At 40.7% G+C, this 24,657-nt stretch carries 22 protein-coding genes and 1 riboswitch; of the genes, 14 read left to right on the top strand and 8 right to left on the bottom strand.

Annotation, left to right across the window (positions count from 1 at the left end; genetic code table 11):
• The first annotated feature begins 89 nt into the window (after nucleotides 1–89).
• The 9 genes from ACFQ0V_RS02140 (at nucleotide 90) to ACFQ0V_RS02180 (ending at nucleotide 9,491) form a co-directional block, all read left to right on the top strand.
• The gene (locus ACFQ0V_RS02140; protein ID WP_381009163.1) at nucleotides 90–1,514 is read left to right on the top strand and encodes a SulP family inorganic anion transporter; all 1,425 of its coding nucleotides are present in this window, start codon (nucleotides 90–92) and stop codon (nucleotides 1,512–1,514) included.
• Nucleotides 1,511–1,924, top strand: coding sequence for a universal stress protein (locus ACFQ0V_RS02145; protein WP_381009165.1), 414 nt, complete (start codon nucleotides 1,511–1,513; stop codon nucleotides 1,922–1,924). The genes ACFQ0V_RS02140 and ACFQ0V_RS02145 overlap by 4 nt, the downstream gene beginning before the upstream one ends.
• A 189-nt stretch (nucleotides 1,925–2,113) precedes the next feature.
• Complete coding sequence (locus ACFQ0V_RS02150; protein ID WP_381009167.1) at nucleotides 2,114–3,292, top strand: amidohydrolase; 1,179 nt, start codon at nucleotides 2,114–2,116, stop codon at nucleotides 3,290–3,292.
• A 33-nt stretch (nucleotides 3,293–3,325) separates the two neighbouring features.
• Complete coding sequence (locus tag ACFQ0V_RS02155; RefSeq protein ID WP_381009169.1) at nucleotides 3,326–4,858, top strand: AbgT family transporter; 1,533 nt, start codon at nucleotides 3,326–3,328, stop codon at nucleotides 4,856–4,858.
• Between the two features lie 91 nt (nucleotides 4,859–4,949).
• Complete coding sequence (locus ACFQ0V_RS02160) at nucleotides 4,950–6,233, top strand: hypothetical protein (RefSeq protein WP_381009171.1); 1,284 nt, start codon at nucleotides 4,950–4,952, stop codon at nucleotides 6,231–6,233.
• 110 nt (nucleotides 6,234–6,343) lie between these two features.
• Nucleotides 6,344–6,432: riboswitch (TPP riboswitch) on the top strand.
• 123 nt (nucleotides 6,433–6,555) lie between these two features.
• The gene (locus tag ACFQ0V_RS02165) at nucleotides 6,556–7,575 is read left to right on the top strand and encodes an ABC transporter substrate-binding protein (RefSeq protein ID WP_381009173.1); all 1,020 of its coding nucleotides are present in this window, start codon (nucleotides 6,556–6,558) and stop codon (nucleotides 7,573–7,575) included.
• Between the two features lie 11 nt (nucleotides 7,576–7,586).
• Nucleotides 7,587–8,345 (top strand): ABC transporter permease, encoded by a 759-nt coding sequence (locus ACFQ0V_RS02170; RefSeq protein ID WP_381009175.1) that lies wholly within the window; start codon nucleotides 7,587–7,589, stop codon nucleotides 8,343–8,345.
• 1 nt (nucleotide 8,346) lies between these two features.
• Nucleotides 8,347–9,072, top strand: coding sequence for an ABC transporter ATP-binding protein (locus ACFQ0V_RS02175; protein ID WP_381009177.1), 726 nt, complete (start codon nucleotides 8,347–8,349; stop codon nucleotides 9,070–9,072).
• A 59-nt stretch (nucleotides 9,073–9,131) separates the two neighbouring features.
• On the top strand, nucleotides 9,132–9,491 hold the full coding sequence (locus ACFQ0V_RS02180; protein ID WP_381009179.1) for a YbgA family protein: 360 nt from the start codon (nucleotides 9,132–9,134) through the stop codon (nucleotides 9,489–9,491).
• A 44-nt stretch (nucleotides 9,492–9,535) separates the two neighbouring features.
• Here ACFQ0V_RS02180 and ACFQ0V_RS02185 read toward each other — a convergent pair whose 3' ends face one another.
• Nucleotides 9,536–10,774 carry a metal-dependent hydrolase family protein gene (locus ACFQ0V_RS02185; protein WP_381009181.1) on the bottom strand — a complete coding sequence of 413 codons (1,239 nt, stop codon included), beginning with the start codon at nucleotides 10,772–10,774 and terminating at the stop codon, nucleotides 9,536–9,538.
• Nucleotides 10,775–10,793: 19 nt separating this feature from the next.
• Entirely contained in the window at nucleotides 10,794–11,957 is a 1,164-nt protein-coding gene (locus ACFQ0V_RS02190) for a hypothetical protein (protein ID WP_381009183.1), read from the bottom strand.
• A gap of 337 nt (nucleotides 11,958–12,294) precedes the next feature.
• Between ACFQ0V_RS02190 and ACFQ0V_RS02195 the strand changes: the two genes are divergently transcribed.
• Nucleotides 12,295–12,864 (top strand): hypothetical protein, encoded by a 570-nt coding sequence (locus ACFQ0V_RS02195; protein ID WP_381009185.1) that lies wholly within the window; start codon nucleotides 12,295–12,297, stop codon nucleotides 12,862–12,864.
• A 44-nt stretch (nucleotides 12,865–12,908) separates the two neighbouring features.
• Here ACFQ0V_RS02195 and ACFQ0V_RS02200 read toward each other — a convergent pair whose 3' ends face one another.
• Nucleotides 12,909–14,243, bottom strand: a complete 1,335-nt coding sequence (locus tag ACFQ0V_RS02200) for a sodium-dependent transporter (protein WP_381009187.1) — start codon at nucleotides 14,241–14,243, stop codon at nucleotides 12,909–12,911.
• Nucleotides 14,244–14,528: 285 nt separating this feature from the next.
• Here ACFQ0V_RS02200 and ACFQ0V_RS02205 point away from each other — a divergent pair, with 285 nt between their 5' ends.
• A complete protein-coding gene (locus tag ACFQ0V_RS02205; protein ID WP_381009189.1) occupies nucleotides 14,529–15,875 on the top strand; it encodes a cyclic 2,3-diphosphoglycerate synthase in 1,347 nt (448 codons plus the stop codon).
• 73 nt (nucleotides 15,876–15,948) lie between these two features.
• A complete protein-coding gene (locus ACFQ0V_RS02210) occupies nucleotides 15,949–16,392 on the top strand; it encodes a nucleoside deaminase (protein WP_381009372.1) in 444 nt (147 codons plus the stop codon).
• A gap of 183 nt (nucleotides 16,393–16,575) precedes the next feature.
• Here the strand turns inward: ACFQ0V_RS02210 and ACFQ0V_RS02215 are convergent, their stop codons facing one another.
• Both ACFQ0V_RS02215 and purU read right to left on the bottom strand, forming a co-directional pair.
• Nucleotides 16,576–18,261 (bottom strand): methyl-accepting chemotaxis protein, encoded by a 1,686-nt coding sequence (locus tag ACFQ0V_RS02215; protein WP_381009191.1) that lies wholly within the window; start codon nucleotides 18,259–18,261, stop codon nucleotides 16,576–16,578.
• Between the two features lie 194 nt (nucleotides 18,262–18,455).
• Nucleotides 18,456–19,337, bottom strand: coding sequence for a formyltetrahydrofolate deformylase (gene purU / locus ACFQ0V_RS02220; protein WP_381009374.1), 882 nt, complete (start codon nucleotides 19,335–19,337; stop codon nucleotides 18,456–18,458).
• A 226-nt stretch (nucleotides 19,338–19,563) separates the two neighbouring features.
• Here purU and ACFQ0V_RS02225 point away from each other — a divergent pair, with 226 nt between their 5' ends.
• Both ACFQ0V_RS02225 and ACFQ0V_RS02230 read left to right on the top strand, forming a co-directional pair.
• Nucleotides 19,564–21,012: a tryptophanase gene (locus ACFQ0V_RS02225; protein WP_381009193.1), complete on the top strand. Its 1,449-nt coding sequence runs from the start codon at nucleotides 19,564–19,566 to the stop codon at nucleotides 21,010–21,012.
• Nucleotides 21,013–21,134: 122 nt separating this feature from the next.
• The gene (locus ACFQ0V_RS02230; RefSeq protein WP_381009195.1) at nucleotides 21,135–21,884 is read left to right on the top strand and encodes a class I SAM-dependent methyltransferase; all 750 of its coding nucleotides are present in this window, start codon (nucleotides 21,135–21,137) and stop codon (nucleotides 21,882–21,884) included.
• 50 nt (nucleotides 21,885–21,934) lie between these two features.
• Here ACFQ0V_RS02230 and ACFQ0V_RS02235 read toward each other — a convergent pair whose 3' ends face one another.
• The 3 genes from ACFQ0V_RS02235 to ACFQ0V_RS02245 are packed head-to-tail and all read right to left on the bottom strand — an operon-like array spanning nucleotide 21,935 to nucleotide 24,593.
• Nucleotides 21,935–22,813 (bottom strand): glycine betaine ABC transporter substrate-binding protein, encoded by an 879-nt coding sequence (locus tag ACFQ0V_RS02235; protein ID WP_381009197.1) that lies wholly within the window; start codon nucleotides 22,811–22,813, stop codon nucleotides 21,935–21,937.
• The gene (locus ACFQ0V_RS02240; protein ID WP_381009199.1) at nucleotides 22,810–23,469 is read right to left on the bottom strand and encodes an ABC transporter permease; all 660 of its coding nucleotides are present in this window, start codon (nucleotides 23,467–23,469) and stop codon (nucleotides 22,810–22,812) included. The genes ACFQ0V_RS02235 and ACFQ0V_RS02240 overlap by 4 nt, the downstream gene beginning before the upstream one ends.
• Complete coding sequence (locus ACFQ0V_RS02245) at nucleotides 23,466–24,593, bottom strand: betaine/proline/choline family ABC transporter ATP-binding protein (protein WP_381009201.1); 1,128 nt, start codon at nucleotides 24,591–24,593, stop codon at nucleotides 23,466–23,468. Before ACFQ0V_RS02245 ends, ACFQ0V_RS02240 begins: the two co-directional genes overlap by 4 nt.
• Nucleotides 24,594–24,657: the final 64 nt, after the last annotated feature.

The raw sequence follows: 24,657 nt of genomic DNA on the forward strand, positions 1-24,657 counted from the left end.
TCTACTAGGTGTTGAGCTTTTTCGTCTGTTCAAAAGAGTGAGCGGATGTTAAGATAACTAGAAGTTGAAAAAGTAGAAAGGAGAATGAAATGATTACGTGGCAACAACAATGGTTTGGAAATATAAAAGGGGATATTCTCGCAGGGATTGTCGTCGGATTGGCACTTATTCCAGAAGCACTAGCTTTTGCGTTTATCGTTGGAGTGGATCCCCGTTATGCGCTGTATGCCTCTTTTACGATGGCGGTGCTCACCGCTATATTTGGTGGTAGACCAGGTATGATTTCAGCGGCGACAGGAGCGATGGCGCTCGTCCTCGTGAGCTTAGTCGCTAATCACGGAGTCGAATACATGTTAGCAGCGACCATTTTAACAGGGGTTATTCAGTGGATTCTCGGTTTATGTGGCGTCGCCCAATTGATGAAATTCGTGCCGAATTCTGTCATGCTTGGGTTTGTCAATGCACTCGGGATTATGATTTTTATGAGTCAATTGCCTTATTTAATAGGAGGGACGATTCCAACTTATACGTATGCGATCGTGACGCTTCTTCTCGTCTATATCATTCCGAGGTTTATTAAAAGTATTCCTGCCCCATTAATCGCGATTGTTTTGATGACGACGATTGCGATATGGAGCGGTGTTTCTTTACAAACGATTGGCGATTTAGGAACGATGCCGAGCACATTACCCGCATTTTTACTTCCCGATATTCCACTAACGTTAGAAACACTTTTCATCATTTTACCTTATGCTTTTGCTTTGTCGATTGTCGGCCTGTTAGAGTCTTTGCTCACAGCACAAGTATTGGATGAAATGACGGATACAGAGAGCGATAAAAATAAAGAAGCACGCGGTCAAGGGATCGCAAATACAGTGAATGGATTTTTTGGAGGAATGGCAGGGTGCGCGTTAATCGGACAGTCGATCATTAATGTGAAGTCTGGCGGAAGAGGTCGTTTATCTACTTTCGTATCGGGTGTATTTTTACTCTTTTTAATACTCGTTTTAGGAGATGCTGTTGCACGTATTCCGATGCCCGTGTTAGTCGGTGTGATGATCATGGTCAGTTTTACGACATTTAACTGGGGCTCCTTCCGCTTTTTACAAAAAGCACCGCTGGCAGAAAGTATCGTTATGCTCATTACCGTACTCATCATTTTATACACGCATAATTTAGCGATTGGCGTCGTGATCGGTGTATTGTTAAGTTCATTATTTTTCGTAGCGAACATGTCGAAATTAACGGTTGTGAAAAAAGATGATGTGTACGACGTACAAGGGCCTCTCTTTTTCGCATCGACGACAGCTTTTATGCAAGCGATGAAACCGTATGAAGCAAATACGATTCGACTAGATTTTCAAAACAGTGCCCTTTGGGATGAATCAGCTGCAAGTACTTTATGGAAATACGTGTCGCAATGTAGAGCGCGCGGAGTTCATGTAGACGTGATAAACTTAAATGAGAGAAGTCGAGCATTATATGACAAATGGAATGAGGAGGTAGGAAAATGAAAATTGGCGTAGCGATGGACGGTTCTTTTCATGCGGAAAGAGCTGCAAAATATGCGATTGAACTCGCAAGTAAAATCGAAGGTGCACGCGTTGAAGTGTTAACGGTTGTTACATACGAACAAATGAAGAAAGAACATTTGCTCACCCCGAGTCACGGAACATTAGATGTACAACGTAAAAAAGTATTCCAACGGGCGGTCGAGTGGGCAGAAGAAGCCAATGTAGAAGTGAAACAAACGGTCTTAAAAGGAGATCCGAGTAAAATGCTCATTCAATATGCTGAAGCAGTTGAATTGGATTTACTCGTCATCGGAAGTCGCGGGTTAAATGCATTGCAAGAAGTAGTACTCGGAAGCGTCAGTCAAAAGTTAGTTAAACATATCGGATGCCCTGTAACTGTAGTGAAATAATAGTGAACATACAAGTGATTCTATCGCAATCGCTTGTATTTTTTTATGCAAAAAAGAAGTGGAGAATTAAAAATATTGCGAGCATTTTCAGATTATTTTCAAAAAAAGCTATTCAAACCGAAAAAAATATGCTATCTTTTAACGACAGTGACGTTAAAGAGTCGTCAAATATAAAAAGAGGTGATCAACATGAAGGTCGAACAAATTGAAACAGCAGTCGAAGAAATTCATCCTCAAGTGATAGCGTGGAGACGTCATTTACATGCACATCCTGAATTGTCATTTGAAGAAGTCGAAACATCTGCTTATGTTGTGGAACAATTGCAAGCAATGGAAGGAATCGAAGTGACACGCCCAACGAAAACAAGCGTTGTGGGACGTTTGAAAGGTTTGGCAGGTTCAGGGAAAACAATTGCAATGCGCGCTGATATGGATGCGCTTCCAATTCAGGAAGATGTGGACGAACCGTATCGCTCTCAAAATGACGGTGTCATGCATGCTTGTGGACATGACGGACATACGTCGATGTTACTTGGCGTTGCAAAGGTGCTTAGTGACGCACGTGAAAATCTTGTAGGAGAATATGTTTTTCTTTTTCAACACGCCGAAGAAGTACCACCAGGTGGCGCGATTGAAATGGTTCGTGCAGGGGTATTAAATGGTGTAGATCATGTGCTCGGTATGCATTTATGGTCGATTGAAAAATTAGGGAAAATGCAATTGACTGTTGGACCGATGTCGGCAGCTTCTGATATTTTTGACGTGAAAATAATTGGGAAATCTGGACATGCTTCAGCACCAGATGATGCAATTGACGCTTTAGCGATCGCTGCTCAAATTGTATCTAACTTACAAATGATTGTATCTCGCAGTCTAAGTCCTTTACAAAGCGGTGTATTATCGATCACACGTTTTAGAAGTGGAGAGGCGTATAATGTCATTCCGCAAGAAGCGATTTTTGGCGGTTCTGTGCGCGCTTTAACCGAAGAAGTTCGCGAAACGATTAAAACGAAAATCGAACAAATTAGCGACATGGTCGCTAAAGCGCACGGTGCAACGATTGAATTTCATTATGAATATGGATATGACCCTGTATACAATGATGAAACATTAATGCCAATCGTCGAAAAAACATTGCGTCAATTTGAAGATTTAGAAATTGAATATATTGAACCGATGCTCGGAGGAGAAGATTTTTCAGCATTTTCTAATGTAGTACCTAGTTGTTACATCGGAGTGGGCGCTTTAAAAGAGAGAGATGGCAAGTACTACCCGCACCACCATCCAAAATTTGAAATTCATGAAGATGCTTTTAAAAATGGGATGCGCTACTTTTTATCTGTCGCAACGACATTAGCGCAACAATAAAGGGCATGTTTGAATGTAGGGGAGGACGATTCAATGTCGACACAAACGAAAAAAGAAAAACAATCATTTTTTGATAAAATGTTAAACCGGATAGAGGTGGCGGGAAACCGTCTCCCAGATCCGATTGTCTTATTTGCGATAATTGCATTAATGATTGTCATAATTTCATGGATGGCATCTATTTTTAAATGGTCTGCCGTAAGTCCTGTAGATGGTGAAACGATTACGGTACACAATTTACTATCGAAAGATGGATTTATTGAGATGCTAACCGGCATGGTGAAAAACTTTAGTGATTTCCCGCCACTCGGAGCGGTGCTCGTCATTATGTTAGGGGTCGGTTTAGCCGATGAGAGCGGTTATTTTAAAACGATGATGAAGCGCGCGGTTGTTTCGACACCGAAGCGCATTATTATCCCGATGATTATTTTAGTCGGGATTATCGGTAACGTTGCAGGAGATGCGACACAAATCGTATTACCACCACTTGCGGCGACGATCTTAATGACATTTGGCTTTCATCCATTCGTCGGTTTGCTTGCTGCGTATGCTGCAACATTAGGGGCTTTCTCAGCGAATATTTTAATCGGAATGACAGACGTTTTAGCGGCAGGTTTTACAGAAATCGGTGCGCAAACTGTGGATCCGAATTTTGTTGGAAATGCTGCGATGAACTACTATTTCTTAGCTGTATCTACCATTTTCTTAATGATTGTTGCTACGTGGGTAACGTATAAATTTACGATTCCTCGTTTTGGAACGTATGATGGACCGCAAGAAGCGCATGAGGCGATCACCGTAGATGAGAAAAGAGGTTTGAAATTTGCGAATATTTCGTTAATATTACTCGTTTTAGCCATTTTAGCGATGGTTATTCCAGAAAGCGGTTGGTTACGTAATCCTGAGACAGGTTCAATTATTCAAGGGTCTCATTTAATGAACTCTATCGTCCCAATTGTCATGATTTTCTTTTTAGTACCTGGTATTTTTTATGGAATTGGTGCCAAGACGATTCGTTCTACGAAAGACTTTGGCGGACATTTAGGCCGTGCGATGAGCACGATGGGTCCTTACATTGCACTCGTCTTTATTTCTGCACAAATGCTCGCATACTTCAATTCGAGTAATCTCGGACAAATTATTGCGATTAAAGGGGCAGAAACATTAGAAGGAATTGGATTTAAAGGAATTCCGTTATTCGTATCATTCATTTTCTTCGTCGCTATCGTCAACTTATTGATCGGAAGTGCTTCAGCGAAATGGGCGATGCTCGCACCTGTATTTGTCCCGATGTTTATGTATTTAGGATATCATCCCGCATTTACGCAAATGATGTACCGAATTGGGGACTCGATTACGAATCCAATTACACCGATGTTCCCGTACCTCGTCTTTATTTTATCGTATGCGCAACGAATCGATAAAAAAGTTGGTCTCGGAACATTGATTGCCGGACTATTCCCGTATACAATATTCTTTGGGGTGTTCTGGATTATTTTATTAATCGTTTGGTATTTGACAGGTTTACCGCTCGGTCCAGGAGCTCCTATTTACTGGAACAACTAAATGAACAAGACTGTGTGAAGACGTCATTATTCGGCGAAAGCGAAAGAATGTGTCATCACTCAGTCTTTTTAGTCTGTATAGGAGGAAGTGTATGTATCAAGTAGGTGTAGTCGGGCCAAAAGGGTCCGTAGAACGTATTGTGAAAATCGCACAACGGAGTGGAACGCCATTAGCGATGAAGCCCATTGTTTATGAAACAGCTATCGATGTTCCTCAAGTGATTGATGAAAAAGGAAAAAACTGCGACTATTTTTTATTTTCAGGGATTATCCCTTATATCATCGGTAAAGATGTGATTGACCCGAAGCGGGCTTTTTATGTGGAGTTGTTAGAAGCGGGTTTTTATCGTGCGATGTTAAATGTTATGCATCAAGTTGACCGCTTGCAAATACGTTTTGGCATTGACTTACCAGAACAAGGAGAAGCAGCGGAACATTTACTGGAGCAATTAAATATGCCGGTTCAATTGAGTTATGTCGAATATTTTGACCCTTATGATGCTTATCAAATTTTGATTGATAAACATACCGCTGCTTGGGAAGCGGATGAAGTAGATGGTGTGCTCACTTGTTATCCAGAAGTGAAGGCTGTCTTGAGTGAACAAGGAATTCCAGTAGAATGGATCAGTACAACGAACCTTGCTACCCGTCAAGTGATTCAAGCGATTGAACAACGAGCAGAGGTCGATTATTTCAAAAGAACTCAAATTGCCGCATGTGCGATTCAAATTTTCGGTTTGGAAAAAAGAGGAGCACTTTCATTTGATATTCAAACTGAAGCATTGCGCATTCAAATGGCAATGTTGCAAATGAGTCGACAATTGAACGGTTCGTTTTTCACATTGGGACATGAGCGTTATATAATTATGACTTCTCGTGGTGAAGTTTATGATCAACTTTCTAAAATGCAATTGCAATTGGAACATATTCATAATGAATATAAATTAACACTACGAGTAGGCATTGGATTTGGAGACTCTGCTTTGCAAGCGGAGCAATATGCAACAGAAGCACTCCATTATTCAAAGACGAGTGAACAATCGATTGCCATTGCTTCCGCAGAAGAGGAAAAAGTGCCACAATTTATAGATCAAGTTGAACAACATGCTATGCCACAGCTTGATTATTTGCACGAACAGTTTCAAGAAAGTAAAGTAGCGCTTCATCATGTCGAATCTTTATATCGTACAATCTTATCAAAAAAATGGACGACCTTTACGACACAAGATGTGATGCTCGAGCTCGCAATTGGAAGTCGCACCGCTCAAAGATTGGTCAAAACTTTAGTAGAAGCTGATGTACTTTTAAAAGTTGGTGAAGAAAAACGCGGAGGAAAAGGGAGACCGAGTCCTTTGTATGAATGGATATTAACGTGATGAAGAAAGATAGAATCACGGGTGAAATAGCGCCGCTCATTTAAAAAAATAAAATTTATATCGACAAATATTTAGACTCGGTTATGATGAACATACAATTACATTACGTTTTTTTCTACTAGGGGTGCCATTAGGCTGAGAATTACTCTTAGAACCTGATCTCGTTAATACGAGCGGAGGGAAGTAGATATTTATTTTTGCATACTTCCTTCTAGGCGTCTCTTTTTAGAAAAAGAAACGATTAGGAGGATTTTTTTATTGAAAAAATAAAAAAAGATGTAATGAAGAGCAGTAGAATAAAAAAGTAGGAGGACAAAAGATAATGAGAACGTGGTATAAAGTACTGTTTCTCAGTTTATTAACACTCGTGCTCGTCGCGTGTCAAGGGGAAGAAGCAGAACAAAAAGAAGACGCGAATTCAGAATCAGGTGAAGATTTAAAAAAGGTACAACTCTTTTTAGATTGGACGCCGAATACGAATCACTCTGGAATTTATGCAGCGAAAGATCAAGGGTATTTTGAAGAGGAAGGATTAGACCTTGAAATTATGCTTCCAGGGGAAGTGCCTACAGAACAAATTGTCGCAACAGGAAAAGCAGAATTCGGAATTAGCTTCCAAACACAAGTGACACAAGCACGGGCTGAAAATATGCCGGTCGTCTCAATCGTTGCAATCATTCAACAACATACAGGTGGTTACTACACGCCGACGGATAAAGGGATTAAAACACCGAAAGATTTTGAAGGACGTGTTTACGGGGCATACGGTTCAGAATTAGAAAAATCGATGTTGCAAGCAGTTATGAAAAGCGAAGGTGGCGACGCGAGCAAAGTAGATGTGGTCCAAGTTGGGAACACAGATTACTTCATCGCGACACAACGTGACGTTGATTTCGTCAACATTTTCTATGCATGGACAGGTATCGAAGGAGAAGTGCGTGGAGCGGATATGAACTTCATTAAAACGATTGATTACGCACCAGAATTAAATACGTATTCTCCAGTAATCATTACGAACGAAGAGATGATTGAACAAGATCCTGAAACGGTTCAAGCTTTCGTGACAGCTGTTTTAAAAGGATATGAATATGCGATTGAAAATCCAGAAGAAACCGCGGACATTTTAATTGCGGAAGAGCCAGATTTAAACCCAGAATTAGTGAAGCGCAGTCAAGAGTGGTTGTCACCACTTTATCAAGAAGATGCGCCAGTATGGGGAACGCAAGAAGAGAAGCGATGGGTCGATTATGCTAAGTTTATGTATGATGAAAACATCATTGAAGTGGAAGTGGATGCAAGTGCAGCGTTTACGAATCAATTTATCGAAAATGCTAAAAAATAAGGAACTACATGATGAAATTTTCTAAAATGTGGCGCCCAGCGCTCGCTTTACTTTTATTTATCATTTTTTGGGAAGTAGCGACGCGACTGTTTGAAATCGAATCTTGGGTATTGCCTGCACCGACTTTAATTGTGAAAGAAATGATTGAAGTCTTCCCGACATTCATGCCACACATTGCATCTACTGTAAAATTAGTACTCATCGGTTTTTCATTCGGAATTTTGGCAGGGATTACGACAGCAACAGTTTTGCACATATTTCCGATTATGCGAGAAATTGTTATGCCATTTCTCGTCATTTCTCAAAATATCCCGATTATCGTACTCGCACCACTCTTTATGATTTGGTTTGGGCTTGGAGACTTTCCGAAAATATTAATTATCGTGATGACGGCATTTTTCCCGATTGCGATTGCCACATTAGATGGCTTCGGACAGACAGATCGAGAGTTGATGCATTACATGAAAATGATGGGAGCAAATCGCAAGCAGATTTTCTTTAAATTACAATTGCCTTGTGCGATTCCATCGATTTTTTCAGGGATTAAAATTGCGGCAACGTACAGTGTAATGACAGGAGTAGTAGCGGAATGGCTCGGTGCGCAAAAAGGGATCGGCGTGTTTATGACATTGTCCGCATCCTCTTACCGTACACCGCGTGTTTTTGTAGCAATTGTCGTCACCATTGTATTGAGCTTACTATTTTTTGGATTCTTTTTATTGTTAGAGAAGTTGTTTACTCGTTGGAATCGTGAAGGAGTGGAAAAATGATATGAGCCTCAAAATCGAATCGTTAAGTAAGTCATTTGGAGACCGTCTCATTTTATCCGACATTACGTTCACATTACAACCGGGTGAATTTGTTTCAATTATCGGACCTTCGGGTAGTGGTAAAAGTACCCTCTTTCATTTGATAGGGGGACTGCTACAACCAGATGAAGGACAAGTATTACTAGAGGACAAAGAAATTACGGGAGAACGGGGGCATATTAGTTATATGCCACAACAACCTTCCCTCTTCCCGTGGCGTACCGTTTTACAAAATGCGACGCTCGGTAGCGAATTAACAGGCGCACCGAACGAAGAGCTTGCGAAACAGTTATTGCAAAAAGCGAATCTCGGAGACATGCTGAAAGCCTACCCACATCAGCTTTCAGGAGGCATGAAACAACGAGTCGCTTTCATCCGCGCCCTGTTGAGTCCACAGTCAATTATGTGCTTAGATGAACCTTTCTCAGATCTCGATTCTTTTACGAAAAAAGATATGCAACGTTGGCTTTTGGAAACGTGGGAACAATATGATAAATCGATATTATTTATAACTCATGACATTGAAGAAGCGCTGTTTTTATCGGATCGAATCATCATTTTATCGACGAACCCCGCCACGATTAAAGAGGTGATTGAAGCACCTTTCTCTCGTCCTCGCTCTGATCAATTGTATTTAAGTGAAGAGTTTTTAAAATGGAAGAAAAAAGTAGTTGAAACACTCCTATAATGTTGAAAAACACGTATACTAATCGTATGCGTGTTTTTTTATGGAAAGGGGGGATTTGTATGAACAAAGAACAACTTTGGCGCACGTCAAAATATGAAGTGCTAGCACATAATGAAGCTTCGTATCGCCACATTCAAAAAAGTCATCAAAATTGGGACATTGAACAGTTGTCTCATGCGATTGAGGAGGCGAAGATGCTTATTCCGACAATCGGTTCTGTCACGAATAGCTATGAACATATGTGGGGTTATTTTAAAAAGAAAGCGACGCAAAAAGAGAAGAATGAGACATTTGATTTACTCTTACAGTTTCAACAAGAAGAAATTGAAGAGAAGGAGCTTTGGAAGTGGTTACGTCACTTGGCACAGAAGTATGAAGTGAATTATTTATTAGAAAGTACCATTTTACAACAAAACTAAAGCGTTCCTTTCCTCTAAAGAAGAGGGGAGGAACGCTCTTTGAATTAAGCGAGTAAGTTTTTCTCAATTACGCCATCTTTCATGACGAGTTGAATGTTTTCTGTATTCGCTAAGCCGTGAATGTCAGCGATTGGATCGTTCGATGAAATAATTAAGTCAGCGAGTTTACCTCGTTCGAGTGTCCCGAGACGGTCTTCCCAGCCGAGACATTCCGCCGCTGTTTTCGTTGAAGCGACAATTGCATCCATCGGTGTCATTTCAGCATCGACCATTAAGCCGAGCTCGCGCAAGTTTGTACCGTGTTTGAATACACCTGCGTCTGTACCCATTGCGATTTTCACACCTGCTTTGTATGCTTTCGTGAAGCTTTCGCGGTGAATTTCGATCACTTCTTTCGATTTTTGAATCGCTGTTTCTGGCATGCCAACTTCATGTGCTGTCTCTAAAACAGCGACAGGAGCGAGCAATGTCGGTACGAGGTACGTGCCGTTTTCAAGCATTAATTCAATCGCTTCGTCGTCGATGAAAATGCCGTGCTCAATCGAATGAACGCCTGCACGAACCGCATTTTTAATCCCTTGTGCACCTTGCGCGTGTGCCATCACTTTCGTTCCTTTGCGGAATTCCGCTTCTTCTACCATAACGCGTAGCTCTTCTTCGGAGAATTGAGCAAATTCAGGATGGTCTGTCGCACTGAGCACACCGCCCGTTGCGTGAACTTTAATCACTTCTGCACCAGCACGTAACATTTCGCGAGTCTTTTTACGAACTTCTTCGACACCGTCACACATTCCGTGTGGCATTCCAGGATAGTCGCTTGCGAGCAAATCAACCGTAGTACCTGAAACAGTATATCCGTCTCCGTGACCTCCTGTAATCGTTAAAGCGTTAATGCTCACTTGCATACGAGGACCGGCGATGAGGCCATTTTCAATCGCTTGTTTCATTCCTAAGTCCGCACCGAGTGCGTCACGAACGGAAGTGACCCCAGCGTCAAGCGTGCGTTGGAAATAGTCGATTGCTTCATAAAATCCGTAAGAAAATGGTGTCGTTAATGCTTGTGCCACCGGTTTGTATTCGAGACGCATATGAACGTGCGTATCGATCATCCCTGGCATGACGGTCCCGCCATTGCCGTCGATTACTGTTTCTTTACCTGTTAATGTATAGCCACTCGCAGGCCCTGCGTATTGAATTTTATTTTCTTCTATTACGACAACTGCATTGGAAACAGGTGCGTTGCCTGTTCCATCGATTAATTGAACATTTTGAATAATATACATATCCTACATCTCCTTAAAATTACAATGTGTTGATTAAAATGCTTGCGATGACGACAGAAGCGACCGTGACAGTCGTGAAACCACCGATGATCATCGGTGCGAGCAATTCGTTGAAAATCATCTTTTTCTCTTCTTCATTTCGACCCGAACTACGGCTCACTTCTTCACATAAAATATAATCTCCTGGGAAGCCGAACAATGCCGTTAATGCGACAGGCATCCCTTTGTACGGATTCCATTTCACAACTTTTGACATGATCGCGCCACCGATTGAAATACCGAGTGTCCCGATTAATAAAATCGCGATGATCGCCGGTAAGTTTTCCCACACTTGTTGTGGAGTGACACCACCCATCGTTCCGATGACGACGAAAATAATGCTGAGCATGACGATCGTAAATGAGTTCGACTTTTCAAGCGTACGTGGTTCGAAAATACGTACACGCAATCCGAAGATCCCGATAGCGAGCGCCCATAAGCTGTAATGAATTCCTGTCCATTCCCCGAGCACGACAGCAATTGCCGCACCGACGAAGACGAAGAACAATTTAATCGTCGAGCTTTGGAATAATGGGTGTTGTTTGCTCACATCAACGGAAGCGAAATCTTCTTCTGTCACCATCGGAACGAATTCACCGCGGTCGATTTGTGCTTGCATTTGCTTCGTATATTTGCGCATAAAATAAGTCGCAAGTGGCATGCCAAGTACTCCTTGGAAAGCGACGACGAGCGCTGGAATGACGATGATCGCACTATATCCTAACTCTGTTAATTTTTCAGAAGTGATGAGAAGTGCGATAATTCCACCACTAATTGGGCCGACGCCGGCAACAGCAGTTGGATAGTCAAACAATAATGTAATAAACATCAAAATTAAAACTCCTGAAACGATGAGTCCACCTAAAGAAATTAAAACAGCTTTAATTTGACTTTTCAGTAAACTCGATGGAATTAATGTACCCATATGTAAAATAGCAGGAGCGATTAAAATAGCACCGAGTGCTGGGAACATCGCTTTATCTAAAATATCTACTGGCAAAATCCCAGTCCACACACAAGTTAAATAACCTACCATCGCCGTAAGTAGCATCGGAACACGAGCTCGCGTTAAAATCGAAATCCATTCTCCGATCGCAATTAAAGCGAAAATTAATGTTGTCGCAATAAGCGGATTGTCAATCATATATTATTACCTCCCTATAGATTAGTTATTGTACTATATTTTAAATAGTCTGTATACTTATTTTCAGAAAATTAATTAAAAACTAGCAATTCCGTCAATTATCCATTCATTGTCAATAGAATAAATGATTTCTCTTGAAAGAAAATTACTGTTTTAAACATGTATCTCGTCTTTGAATAAAATAATTACTAGCTTTAAAAAATATAATTAATATTTTCATCGTAATTAAAAATAGAGATTGTATAACAATTTAAACGAAACGGGAAGAAAGACAGTAAAATGAAATAGTAGATGATATAATAGGAGCATATAAGTAAATAAAAAAGGAGGAATTTGTATGTTTTTATTAGAATTATTGCAAGGGGAACATACGCATAAAATTGGTTTATTCCCCACAGAAGAACAAGTTATTGCTTGGATAGAGCAAATTCCATTCGTTCGTAAAGATCAATATACTATTGATGAAGTTGAATTTGTTACATACGCTTTAATGAAGGAAGAGATTCCAGTATATGCTGAGGTAGAGTGGCAAGGGTATGTGGTCCCTTTCACTCGTTATATGTTACCTGATGATGAGAATGAAGCGATTTTCGTTTGGTATAAAATGCATTGCTTTAATGAACAAACAAAAGAGCGTCAAATGATTGATGGTATGACACGAGTGGATGCTTATACGGTGATGAATGACGAAGTTGAAACGTATATTATGCAGCGTAATGAGCTGTTTGAAGAAGCAAAGCAGTATTTTGAATCACGTGGTGCCACAGTTGAACGTGGAGGAGAAGGTTCTGAAGATGGAGAATACGTATTAGTAGATGGTGCAATTACGTTCCATTTAGATGCCTCATCGTTAGCAGAGAGAGCCTACGCAGAAAACTTCGAACAATTTATCGCAGCTTATCAATAAAAAGAACCGTCTTTTGTAACTATACAAAAGACGGTTTTTGTGTTTTACAGAACGTTGCGAATGCCTTGAATAAAAATGATGACAATCGCAACAGGTGTGACGAAGCGAATTAAGACGAGCCATACGTAATAAAACAATGGATGGGTGTTTAATTCTTGCTTGGAAATTGCTGTTTTATAATAATAGCCCGCAAATAACGAAATGAAGAACGCTCCGATCGGCATTCCGATTCCATTCGTTAAAAAGTCAACCGTATCAAAAATACTTTTGTCCGCAATTTGAATATGAGACCATATGCCGAACGATAAAGTGCTCGGAATTCCGACGATGAAAATGAGCAGGCCACCAATCCAAGCGATGCGTACACGATTCGTTCGACGTTTTCCGATGACGACAGAGACGAGAATTTCCAACATTGAAATAGAAGACGTCAAAGTCGCAAACAACAATAAAATAAAGAACAAAATGACGAATAATGAACCGAGTGGCATTTGTTCAAAGACGGCAGGTAAGATGACGAATGCAAGTCCTGGTCCCGCATCCGGTTGAAAGCCGAGTGCGAAGACGGCAGGGAAGATGACGAGTCCCGCTAAAATCGAAATGAAAATATTCATAAGTGCAACGTGAATCGAAGCACTTCCAATTTGTTCATTTTCCCCTAAATAAGAGGCATATGTAATCATCACAGAGACACCGACGCTTAAAGTGAAGAACGCTTGTCCAAGTGCGAGTAAGACAGTTTCCCAATTCAGTTGATTCCAATCTGGAACGAACATGAAGCGAATTCCTTCCATCGCGCCTGGCAAAGTGAGAGACCGCACAACGAGAATGAGAAAGAAAATGAACAGTGTCGGCATCATCCATTTACTCGCACGTTCAATGCCGCTTTTAATCCCTGCTTGTACGATGCCGATTGTAATGAGTAAAAACATTCCTTGTGCAAAAACAGCTTCCCATGGATTTTGAATAATCGTGTGAAACAATTGTTCGAATGATTCGCTGTCGCCACTTTTTAATCGGAAAGTGAATGCGCGAATAAGATAGCTTAAAATCCAACCTCCTACAACACTGTAAAACGATAATATGAGTGAAGCCATAATCGTCCCTAAATAACCGACGAGATACCAAGGTTTTCCCGGTGCTTGTTGTTTAAAAGATGTGACAGCGTCCGCTTGTCCACGCCGGCCGATCATAAACTCGGCAATGAGCACTGGTAAACTAATAAAAAAGAGAAAAGCGATAAACAAAATAATAAAAACACTTCCGCCATGATTTCCTGCCATATAAGGAAACTTCCAAATCGCACCAAGTCCAACAGCACTTCCGGCTGCGGCTAAAATGAATCCGATTTTGGAGGCGAATTGATCACGTGAAGACATAAAAAGCTCCTTTGCTATACAATTTGCTCGTTTATTATACCGCAATTTAATAATCGATAGGGGAGAGAAAAAGATTTGTATAAATATGATGAATTATACAAAGGAGATATAAAAGAAAGAAAGGTAGGTGTAATCCTAGTTATATCAAGTGTTTCAATGAATTTTTGAGAGAGTATCCGAATGAAAATAAAAATTTTTTCAAAAAAATTAAACAAAAAGGTTGTATTTATATTCACTCGGGTGTATGATTAAAAGCATCTTGTAACACACGAGGGAGCGATTAGGATGAAAACAAAGAAAAACGTAATCATTATCGGAGCAGCAGGACGTGACTTCCATAACTTTAATACATATTACCGAGACAATGAGGACTACAACGTTGTAGCTTTCACAGCAGCACAAATTCCAGATATCGATGGACGTAAATACCCAGCAGAATTAGCAGGAGACTTATATCCAGAAGGGATTCCAATTTTTGCGCAAGAGCAATTAGAAGAATTAATTCATAAATATGATGTTGATGACTGTGTGTTCGCTTATAGTGACCTTCATTACACAAAAGTGATGCAAATTGGAGCACTCGTCAATTCAGCAGGTGCAAACTTCCAATTACTCGGCTTAAAAGATACGCAAATTAAAAGTAATAAACCAGTTATTTCTGTTTGTGCGACACGTACAGGAACAGGGAAAAGCCAAACATCACGTAAAGTCGTGGAAACATTGTTAGACCACGGATTGAAAGTAGTTGCGGTACGTCACCCGATGCCATACGGTGATTTAGTAGCACAACGTGTGCAACGTTTCGCAACGGTGGAAGATTTGAAAAAACATAATTGTACGATTGAAGAGATGGAAGAGTATGAGCCACATGTGGAGCGTGGAAATATCATTTATGCAGGTGTTGACTATGCAGATATTTTAGCGGCAGCAGAAGAAGATCCAGATGGCTGTGACGTCATATTATGGGATGGCGGAAACAACGACTTCTCATTTTACGTTCCAGATTTAGCGATTACAGTACTTGACCCACATCGTGCAGGCCATGAATTAGAATATTACCCAGGTGAAGTGAGCTTACGTACAGCAGACGTATCGATTATTAACAAAATCGACAGCGCTGAACAAAAAGATATTGAAACGGTTGAAAATAATATTAAAGCTGTCGCACCAAACAGCACGATCATTAAAGCGGAGTCGACAATTACAGTAGACAAACCTGAATTAATTAAAGGGAAACGTGTACTCGTCGTAGAAGACGGCCCTACATTGACACATGGTGAAATGAAAATTGGAGCGGGAACAGTCGCAGCGGAACGTTTAGGAGCAGCTGAAATTATCGATCCAAAACCGTTTGGCGTCGGTTCATTATTAACGACATTTGAAAAATATCCACATATTGAAAATGTATTGCCAGCGATGGGCTACGGCGCAGAGCAATTAAAAGACTTAGAAGCAACGATTAACGCTTCTGATGCAGACGTCGTCATCATCGGAACACCGATGGATTTAAACCGTGTCATCAATATTGAAAAACCGACAACACGTGTATTTTATGACTTAAAAGAAGTGACAGAACCGAACTTAGAATCGATTCTTGCACAATTCGTCAAAGATCACAATTTAACAAAATAATCGATGAAAGAGGTATCCTTCCTTGTAGGGATACTTCTTTTTTAGTATTTTGAAAGAAGGAGGGATGAACGTGATGAATTATTTAAAAAGAGCGAATGAATTAGCGATTGCGAACGTCGAAGAAGGGGGACAGCCATTCGGAGCGGTTCTTGTGAAAGGTGGAGAAGTGATTGGAGAAGGTGTCAATGAGTTGCATATTACTCATGATGTAAGTGGACATGCGGAAATGATTGCGATTCGTCGTGCCCAACAAAAGCTTCAAACGGATCATTTACAAGGTGCACGCATGTATGCGAGTGGTGAACCTTGTCCGATGTGCTATGCCGCGATGGCATTTGTCGGCATTGACGACGTTATTTATAGTGCATCTGTAGAAGAAGCGGCAGACAGTGGATTAACTCGTTCAAAAGAAATTTATGACGATTTGAAAAAGTCACATACCGAGCGCAACTTAATTCGAAGCGAACAACAAAAAATCGCAGAAATATCTCCGTTACAAGTATGGCAAAATAAATAAAGACGAGGGAGGGCATATTAAAGCGAATCTTTCCAATCAAAGATTGCACAAATACGAAGCTCCCCGACGTGATTCGCAGTAAATTCAAACCGAATATGACAATGACGAAATGAAAAAGAGTAAAATACACAAAGAAATAAGGCACTTTCTATTCGAAGCTGAATAGAAAGTGCCTTATTTTGGTTACAGTTTAAATTGTTCTACTTCATCACGTAAATCATCTGCTAAACGCGCTAATGTATCAGCACTGTTTGAGATTTCTTCCATAAAAGCGAGCTGTTGATCGGTTGCTTGACTCGTTTCTTCCGCACTTGATGCAGACGTTTGAGCAAGTTCACGTAAATGATCGGTATTCGTTAATACTTCAGCAGCCATCGCTTGAATTTGTTGCACTGCAGCAGAGACCGTCTCGATTTTACTCGTCACATCACCTACAGAAGATTCGATATTTCCGAATAAAGTTAAAGAATCATTTGAGTTTTTCAAGCCTTCTGCGACTTTCGTTTGGCCATCTAAAATAGCACGAACAGCGCGTTCAGAAGCTTGACGAACGTCTTGAATCATCTCTTCAATTTTAGTGGAAGATTTTTGAGATTCTTCGGCTAAATTACGAACTTCTTCCGCTACAACAGCAAATCCTTTTCCGTTTTCACCAGCGCGTGCTGCCTCAATAGCAGCGTTTAAAGCGAGTAAATTCGTCTGTTCAGCAATACCTGAAATGAGTGCCGACACTTCTTGAATTTCCGTTGACTTTTGTGCCATTTCTTCCATCATATTTGTCGATTGACGGATGACCGTGTCGATTGCATTCATCTGTGTTGAAATGCGGTGTACCGCGTCAACACCTTCTGTGACGAATTGTCCCATTTCAGTTGACGACTCTAACATCTCTTCGTTGCTTTCTGCAATTTGGTCAATACCGAGTGTCACTTCATTAATCGATTGGACGGATTGTTCGAGATAGGCATTTTGTTGTTCGTTTTGGCGCAAGTTATCATCTGACGTACGTGCAACTTGTTGACTCGCAGCTAAGCTTTCTTCTGAGTTCGCAGACAGTTCTTCAGACTGTGTAGCGAGAGAAGAAGAAGTATGCCCCATCTTTTGAATGACGTCACGCCATGTTTGTAACATGCGATTTAAAGCATCTGCCATCTGTCTCGTTTCGTCTTGTGTTTTGATATGTAAAGGTTCGATATCTAAATGTCCATCTGCCATTTTTTCAATCGCTTCTGTCGTTTGTTGGATTGGTGTTGCGATATTGCGGCTGATCACAAGTGTCATAATGACTGCAATGATGAGCGCGATAATGCTAATGCCAAAGACAATTATTTCAGATTTCGTTACAGCGTCATGAATGTCTTGCTTTTCTTGTTCGACATCCGCTTGAATCATTTCTTTTAATTCGATGGAAGCTGTAATTAAATTTTCGTTGAAAACGACCATTTGACTAGAAAGATGAGGAGCTGTTGCATCAGGAGCTGAGCGAACAATTGTCATAAATTCTTGGAAGAGTGGCCAATATTCATCGTAGTTTTCTTGCATCGTGTGAAGTAGTGCAAGTTGTTCTTTAGAAGTAATACGTTGTTCTAACTGTTTCAAAGAGTCTCCGGTAGAGCCGATTTCACGGATTGCAGAATCAGCAAGAGGTTCTTTTCTAAAAATCATATATCCACGGTTTTCAGAAATCCCTTTATTTTGAGCGACTAAAATATTATCTAGTGCATTGACATTTTCAATGCTTTGCTCGAGTAAATGTTCATATTGATGATGTATTTGTTCGGATGAGTAATAATTGATACCTGAAATAACCATAATCGTTACAATTAAAACAGAGAAAGCACCAATAAGTTTTTTTCTTATTTTTTTCAAAATTTTTCCTCCTTTATGACAATTTAAAGCTAAAAGTCCTACATGACCATTTTATCATTATAAAGTTTACAAAAATAATATAAATCATTTAAGAATATGACAATATTGCGAACGATAAGCTATTGCATTATAAAAAAGCACTTCTTTCAATACTATTGAAAGAAGTGCTTTTGAAGAATAATAGTTCTTTAAGATTATTGGAAGACGATTGTTTTATTACCTTCAACGATGACGCGGTCTTCTAAATGCCATTTTACGGCACGTGCTAATACACGACGCTCGATTTGCTGGCCGATTTTTTTCAATTCGGCAATAGAATTACGGTGATCCACACGTTCGATATCTTGTTCGATAATCGGACCTTCGTCTAAATCGTTCGTAACGTAGTGGCTCGTCGCTCCGATTAATTTTACCCCACGGTGGAAAGCACGTTCATAAGGGCGTGCTCCGATGAATGCTGGTAAGAATGAATGGTGGATGTTGATGATGCGATTTTCGAAACGTTCGACGAATTCTGGCGTTAAAATTTGCATATAACGTGCCAAAATTAAAATGTCGATGTCGTATTGTTCCATGAGGCGAACTTGTTCTGCTTCGACTTCTTTGCGAATGTCTTTATTTGCCGGGATGTAATGATACGGAATGCCGAGTGCTTCTACCATTTCGCGAGCAATCTCATGGTTACTAATGACGACTTCGATATCCATCGGTAAGTCTCCGTTTTGCCATTCCCATAAAAGTTCAACGAGTGCATGTGGTTCTTGTGAAACAAAAATCGCTGCCTTTTTACGTTCAGCTCCGTATGTGAAGCGATAGTCCATCGAATATGTTGTCGCAATTTCAGAGAACTGCTTCTCAAGCTCTTGACGTTTATTATTTAAGTCATCCAAGTGAAATTCAATACGTAAGAAAAATGTTCCGTTTTCTGGATCGCTTGAATATTGGTTAGACTCGATAATGTTTGCGTTGTTTTTGTGTAAAAATGTAGAAACAGCAGATACAATTCCAGGTTGGTCCTCACAGCGAATGAGTAGACGACCTTGATTTTTGAGCTGTTCTTTTCTTTCATTTGCCATTTGATCAACTTGCTGGCGGATTGACATAACTTTCATCTCCTCTTAAAAATTACATTATACCATTATGCCTTATTTTATCGCTATTATCAAGAGTAGTGATAGCGGGTATCTGTACTAAACATATATCCAAAAAATAATTGTTATAAAACAGTTGTTTACTTTGTCGCTTCAACGTGATAAAGTTAAAATATTGTATTTTCAGAAAATTGATATAGGGGATGAAAACATGTCACAAGTAAAGTTTTACAGTGGAGAAAATATTCCACTCGAAATGCATAAAGTACGTATCGTTCAAAAATTAAATTTACCGACAGTAGAAGAACGTTTAGAAGCGATGAAAGGTGCAGGGTTTAACACGTTCTTACTTCAAAATAAAGATGTCTTTATGGATATGCTCACAGATAGTGGAGTGAATGCGATGAGCGATCGTCAACAAGCAGCGATGATGCAAGCAGACGATAGTTACGCAGGGTCAGAAACGTTCACACGCCTTCAACAAGCGCTTGAAAATATTTTCGGAACGAAATATTTTTTACCGACTCACCAAGGACGCGCATGTGAAAACGTCATTTCTCAAACGTATGTGACGGAAGGTTCTGTCGTACCGATGAATTACCACTTTACGACATCAAAAGCACATATCGTGTTAAACGGTGGACGTGTAGAAGAAGTGTATAAAGACGAAGCGCTCAACATTACGAGTGACGATCCGTTCAAAGGCGATATGGACATTGCAAAATTGCGTGCAGTCATCGAAGAAGCAGGAGCAGAAAATGTGCCGTTCGTACGCATGGAAGCGGGAACGAACTTAATCGGCGGACAGCCACACTCACTCGCGAACATGAAGGAAGTACGCAAAGTTTGTGATGAGTACGGAGTAATGCTCGTTTTAGATGCAAGTTTATTAGCGGATAATTTACATTTTATTAAAACGCGTGAAGAAGCGTATCAAAATAAATCAATTCGTGAAATTACGCGAGAAATTGCAGATTTAGCAGACATCATTTATTTCTCAGCACGCAAGCTTGGAAACGCACGTGGAGGCGGCATTTGTACGAGTAATGAAGAGGCGTACATGAAAATGCGTGAATATATTACATTGTATGAAGGATTTTTAACATATGGTGGAATGTCTGTACGTGAAATGGAAGCGATCGCCGTCGGATTAGAAGAGACGATGGATGAAGAGATGATCAATCAAGGTCCGCAATTCATTCAATTTATGACGGAAGAATTGCAGAAGCGTGGCGTTCCAGTCATTACGCCAGCGGGTGGACTCGGTTGTCATATCGACGCGCGTTCATTTTTACCACATATTGCACAACAAGATTACCCAGCAGGTGCGCTCGCGTCTGCGATTTATATCGCAAGTGGAGCGCGAGGGATGGAACGTGGAACGATGTCGGAACAGCGCAATGAAGACGGTACAGAACCGCTTGCTAATATGGAACTCGTTCGTATGGCGCTTCCGAGACGTGTATTTACGATGTCTCAAGTGAAATACGCAGCGGACCGTATCGCATGGTTGTACGATAACCGTGATTTAATTGGTGGTCTGGAGTTTGTTGAAGAACCGAATGTGTTACGTTTCTTCTTCGGACGCCTTCAGGCAAAATCAGATTGGCCAGAGCAACTCGCGAAAAAATTCAGAGAAGATTTTGGCGATAGTTTATAAAAGGAAGAGAAAGTAGTGGAGAATTCTTCATTACTTTCTTTTTTTATGAGCAGAAAGCATGCATCGATACGGTACATCGTATATCGTTAAAAGAGAATTGTTATCAATTAGGAGGATGTACAATGACACAAGATGCGAAACAATTTTGGAATGAACGAGCAGAAGGGTTTTTTGCGAATCAAAAAATAGGCGCAGAACCGATCCCGAATGCTGTTGCTGGATATATGAATGAACGCGGATGGATGAATCGCGCACACGTATTAGATGTCGGTTCTGGGAGTGGACGTTATACGTTGTTATTTGCACGTCATGCAGACCGTGTGACAGCACTGGACGTCTCAGACAAAATGCTTCAATTTTTGCAAGAGGAAGCGAAACAATCCCGTCTATCGAATGTTGAAACGTTAGAGTCAGGATGGCCAGCAAAGCTTACGAAGCAGTATGATGTACTGTTTGCGGCGATGTGTCCGGCAGTCGGTTCAGAAGAGTCGATTCGTGCGATGGATGAAGCGACGACAAATGTCGTGGCGATTGCGCGTTACGATTACACAGCGGATCAATTTATCGAGACATTGTCAAAAGAAGAGCAAGCGGAAGCATTAGCGAATGACCCGCATAATGATCGTGCGATTATCGATGAAATGGAAGCTCATGCGAAAAACTTAGGTCGTACGCCACAACGTGAACGATTCACAAGTGAAGAAAAAGAAACGATGTCGAAAGAAGCAGCGAAAGCACGTTACAATAAATATCGTGAGCGCCTACCTAAAATCGCGCAAAAATTAGATGAAGCGATTGAAAAGGAAGCGGTCGACGGGCAAGTGGAACTCGTCCGTAAATTTAGCTTAACATTACTATATTGGACAGTTTAAAGATGAAAAAATGCTACCACTCTCATGTCGAGAGGGTAGCATTTTTATTATCACTTTTTCGGAATGAGTTCGCGCTCAATTAAAAAATCACGTGCGACAATTTCGACAAGTTCACCGTCATTATCGACAAGCCCGTTCATCACTTGCATCGCATGTTCATCAATTTCTCCTTCCAACATTTTCAAAATGTCTTCCAGTTCAGGATATTCATGCAACACTTCATTACGGATTAGAGGTAAAGCGTGATAAGGAGGGAAGTAAGCGAGATCGTCTTCAAGTACACGGAGCGGATAAATTTGTAATTGTCCGTCCGTCGTATAGGAGTTAATAACATCGACTTCCCCTGCATTAATGGAGCGGTACATCATACCGTGGTCCATTCCTTTTACACTTTTAAAAGAAAGATGATATTCTTTTTGAAAGCCAGGTAAACCGTCCGGTCGATCAATAAATTCGAAAACCGCTCCGAGTATGAAATCATTCGCATATGGAGCAAAATCTGAAAACGTCACAATGTCTAGTTCTTCTGCGACTGCTTCGTCAAGTGCTAACGTATACGTATTGTTAAAACCGAACGTTTGAAAAGCGGTAATATGATCGCGGGCAACAAGTTCTTGTGTTAAACGCAAAGTTTCTTCAGCAGTCGTCGGTTCTTCATGATAATACGTTGCGACAATTGTACCGGTATAGTCTGGAATAATATCGATATGACCATTCGTCATCGCATTCCATACGACGGATGAACCGCCTAAGTTTTCTTTGTAGGAAATGTCAAGGTCAGTATGCGCTTCAATTAATTGCCCCATAATATGGGAAAGGATGATACTTTCCGTATTGTTACGAGAACCGAGGCGTAAAGAATCTTTTTCGATAAAAATACAGCCACTTAATAAAAACAGTGCGGAACAAATAATTAAAAGTCGTTTCATACGTTACGCAATCCTTTCGGCGTCGACCAACGTTCAATCAACGTAAAGAGTGATTCAATTAAAATGGCGAGCAAAGCTGCGGGAATCGCTCCGAGTAAAATGAGCCCGTCAATACCGCGTGTAATACCTAAGAAAATGAAATCACCGAGACCACCTGCTCCTATAAATGCAGCGAGTGTGGCGTTACCGACGTTAATAACGGCAGCTGTTCGAATACCTGCCATAATAGTCGGTAGAGAGAGTGGTAATTCTACACGAAATAAAATTTGAGCACTCGTCATTCCCATACCGCGCGCAGCTTCAATTGTTGCTGGATCCACCTCTTTAATGCCTGTATACGTGTTACGCATAATCGGTAATAAAGAATATAAAAAAAGTGCGGCAATCGCTGTTTTTACACCGATTCCGAAAATAGGAATCATAAATCCGAGTAAAGCTAAACTTGGAATCGTTTGCAAAATACCAGTACCACCTAAAACAACTGTTTTTAATTGAGGAACACGCGTCACTAAAATACCGAGAGAAACTGCAATAACCGTTGCGATGATCATCGAGAAAAAGACGAGTTGAATATGGACGCTCGTCGCTGTAACGACTTCATCCCAACGCAATTGTGTTTGTTGTACGAGTTGTTGCCAAATAGTTAAATCGTTCATGAGACAACCTCCTCTGTCCATTGACTAGACATTGCAGTTAATAATGAACCGCGTGTCACTAATCCGACGAGATGATGTGCATCGTCGATGATAGGAATTAAACCGGAAGGCGCTTCATCCATTAAAATAATCGCGTCTTTGCTCGTCGCTTTCGTCGTTAAAATCGGCTGACTCGTCGTCATAATTTCTTCGATCGTCTGGATGTGCTCCATTTTCTTAATCAAATCGTACGCTGATACGACACCGAGTAATTTCGTTTGTCTGTCAACGATGAGTAAATCTGTTATTTTTTTCTGGCGAATGAGAGAAAGAGCACGTTCGGGGGACAAGTTCGGGTGTGCAGTCGTAACCGTTTCAGCCATAATTTCAGTGACGGGCATAAGTTCTGGATTTTGAATGATGCGGTGTTTACCCATGAACTGTTCGACAAAACCGTGTGCTGGTTCATAGAGTAATTTTTCAGGTGTATCGAGTTGAAGTAAGCGACCATCTTTCATGATGGCAATACGATCCCCCATAGTCAATGCCTCGTCCATATCGTGCGTGACGAAAACGATCGTAATATCGAGTTGTTCATGCAAAGTGAGCAACTCTTTTTGTAGTTCCTCTCGCGTAATCGGATCGAGTGCACTGAAAGGCTCATCCATTAATAAAATATCGGGCTTTGCTGCAAGTGCGCGAGCGATGCCGACACGTTGTTGTTGACCGCCTGATAGTTCTTTTGGATAGCGGGAAGCATGAAGCTCATGGTCGAGTCCGACTAGTTGTAAAAGCTCCTCTACTCGTTCTTCAATCGCTTTTTCATTCCATCCTTTTAATTGTGGAACGAGCGCAATATTTTGAGCGATTGTATAATGCGGAAAAAGCCCAACTTGTTGAATGACATATCCGATATTGCGACGCAGTTCTGACGGGTTATACGTCGTATTATCTTTACCGTTCACACGAATGGTCCCAGTCGTATGGGGAATGATGCGATTGATCATTTTCATCGTCGTCGATTTACCGGATCCACTCGGACCGATTAAAACGAGTAACTCTCCGCGTTCAATTTGAAAGCTAACATCTTGAACCGCTTGAAATCCTCCTTCGTACTCTTTACCAACATGCTCAAAAATTATCATAAAAATAAATCCTCCTTTTCACATTAAAAATGCAGAATATTCAGTAAGAAATGAGCATTCCTAA

Origin of the sequence: Savagea faecisuis (assembly GCF_042675605.1) — a bacterium.
Classification (GTDB): Bacteria; Bacillota; Bacilli; order Bacillales_A; family Planococcaceae; genus Savagea; species Savagea faecisuis.

Bases quoted from the DNA above. Each gene is read 5' to 3' on its own strand.
- ACFQ0V_RS02140 (WP_381009163.1), top strand. From the start codon at position 90: ATGATTACGTGGCAACAACAATGGTTTGGAAATATAAAAGGGGATATT.
- ACFQ0V_RS02145 (WP_381009165.1), top strand. From the start codon at position 1,511: ATGAAAATTGGCGTAGCGATGGACGGTTCTTTTCATGCGGAAAGAGCT.
- ACFQ0V_RS02150 (WP_381009167.1), top strand. From the start codon at position 2,114: ATGAAGGTCGAACAAATTGAAACAGCAGTCGAAGAAATTCATCCTCAA.
- ACFQ0V_RS02155 (WP_381009169.1), top strand. From the start codon at position 3,326: ATGTCGACACAAACGAAAAAAGAAAAACAATCATTTTTTGATAAAATG.
- ACFQ0V_RS02160 (WP_381009171.1), top strand. From the start codon at position 4,950: ATGTATCAAGTAGGTGTAGTCGGGCCAAAAGGGTCCGTAGAACGTATT.
- ACFQ0V_RS02165 (WP_381009173.1), top strand. From the start codon at position 6,556: ATGAGAACGTGGTATAAAGTACTGTTTCTCAGTTTATTAACACTCGTG.
- ACFQ0V_RS02170 (WP_381009175.1), top strand. From the start codon at position 7,587: ATGAAATTTTCTAAAATGTGGCGCCCAGCGCTCGCTTTACTTTTATTT.
- ACFQ0V_RS02175 (WP_381009177.1), top strand. From the start codon at position 8,347: ATGAGCCTCAAAATCGAATCGTTAAGTAAGTCATTTGGAGACCGTCTC.
- ACFQ0V_RS02180 (WP_381009179.1), top strand. From the start codon at position 9,132: ATGAACAAAGAACAACTTTGGCGCACGTCAAAATATGAAGTGCTAGCA.
- ACFQ0V_RS02185 (WP_381009181.1), bottom strand. From the start codon at position 10,774: ATGTATATTATTCAAAATGTTCAATTAATCGATGGAACAGGCAACGCA.
- ACFQ0V_RS02190 (WP_381009183.1), bottom strand. From the start codon at position 11,957: ATGATTGACAATCCGCTTATTGCGACAACATTAATTTTCGCTTTAATT.
- ACFQ0V_RS02195 (WP_381009185.1), top strand. From the start codon at position 12,295: ATGTTTTTATTAGAATTATTGCAAGGGGAACATACGCATAAAATTGGT.
- ACFQ0V_RS02200 (WP_381009187.1), bottom strand. From the start codon at position 14,243: ATGTCTTCACGTGATCAATTCGCCTCCAAAATCGGATTCATTTTAGCC.
- ACFQ0V_RS02205 (WP_381009189.1), top strand. From the start codon at position 14,529: ATGAAAACAAAGAAAAACGTAATCATTATCGGAGCAGCAGGACGTGAC.
- ACFQ0V_RS02210 (WP_381009372.1), top strand. From the start codon at position 15,949: ATGAATTATTTAAAAAGAGCGAATGAATTAGCGATTGCGAACGTCGAA.
- purU (WP_381009374.1), bottom strand. From the start codon at position 19,337: ATGGCAAATGAAAGAAAAGAACAGCTCAAAAATCAAGGTCGTCTACTC.
- ACFQ0V_RS02225 (WP_381009193.1), top strand. From the start codon at position 19,564: ATGTCACAAGTAAAGTTTTACAGTGGAGAAAATATTCCACTCGAAATG.
- ACFQ0V_RS02230 (WP_381009195.1), top strand. From the start codon at position 21,135: ATGACACAAGATGCGAAACAATTTTGGAATGAACGAGCAGAAGGGTTT.
- ACFQ0V_RS02235 (WP_381009197.1), bottom strand. From the start codon at position 22,813: ATGAAACGACTTTTAATTATTTGTTCCGCACTGTTTTTATTAAGTGGC.
- ACFQ0V_RS02240 (WP_381009199.1), bottom strand. From the start codon at position 23,469: ATGAACGATTTAACTATTTGGCAACAACTCGTACAACAAACACAATTG.
- ACFQ0V_RS02245 (WP_381009201.1), bottom strand. From the start codon at position 24,593: ATGATAATTTTTGAGCATGTTGGTAAAGAGTACGAAGGAGGATTTCAA.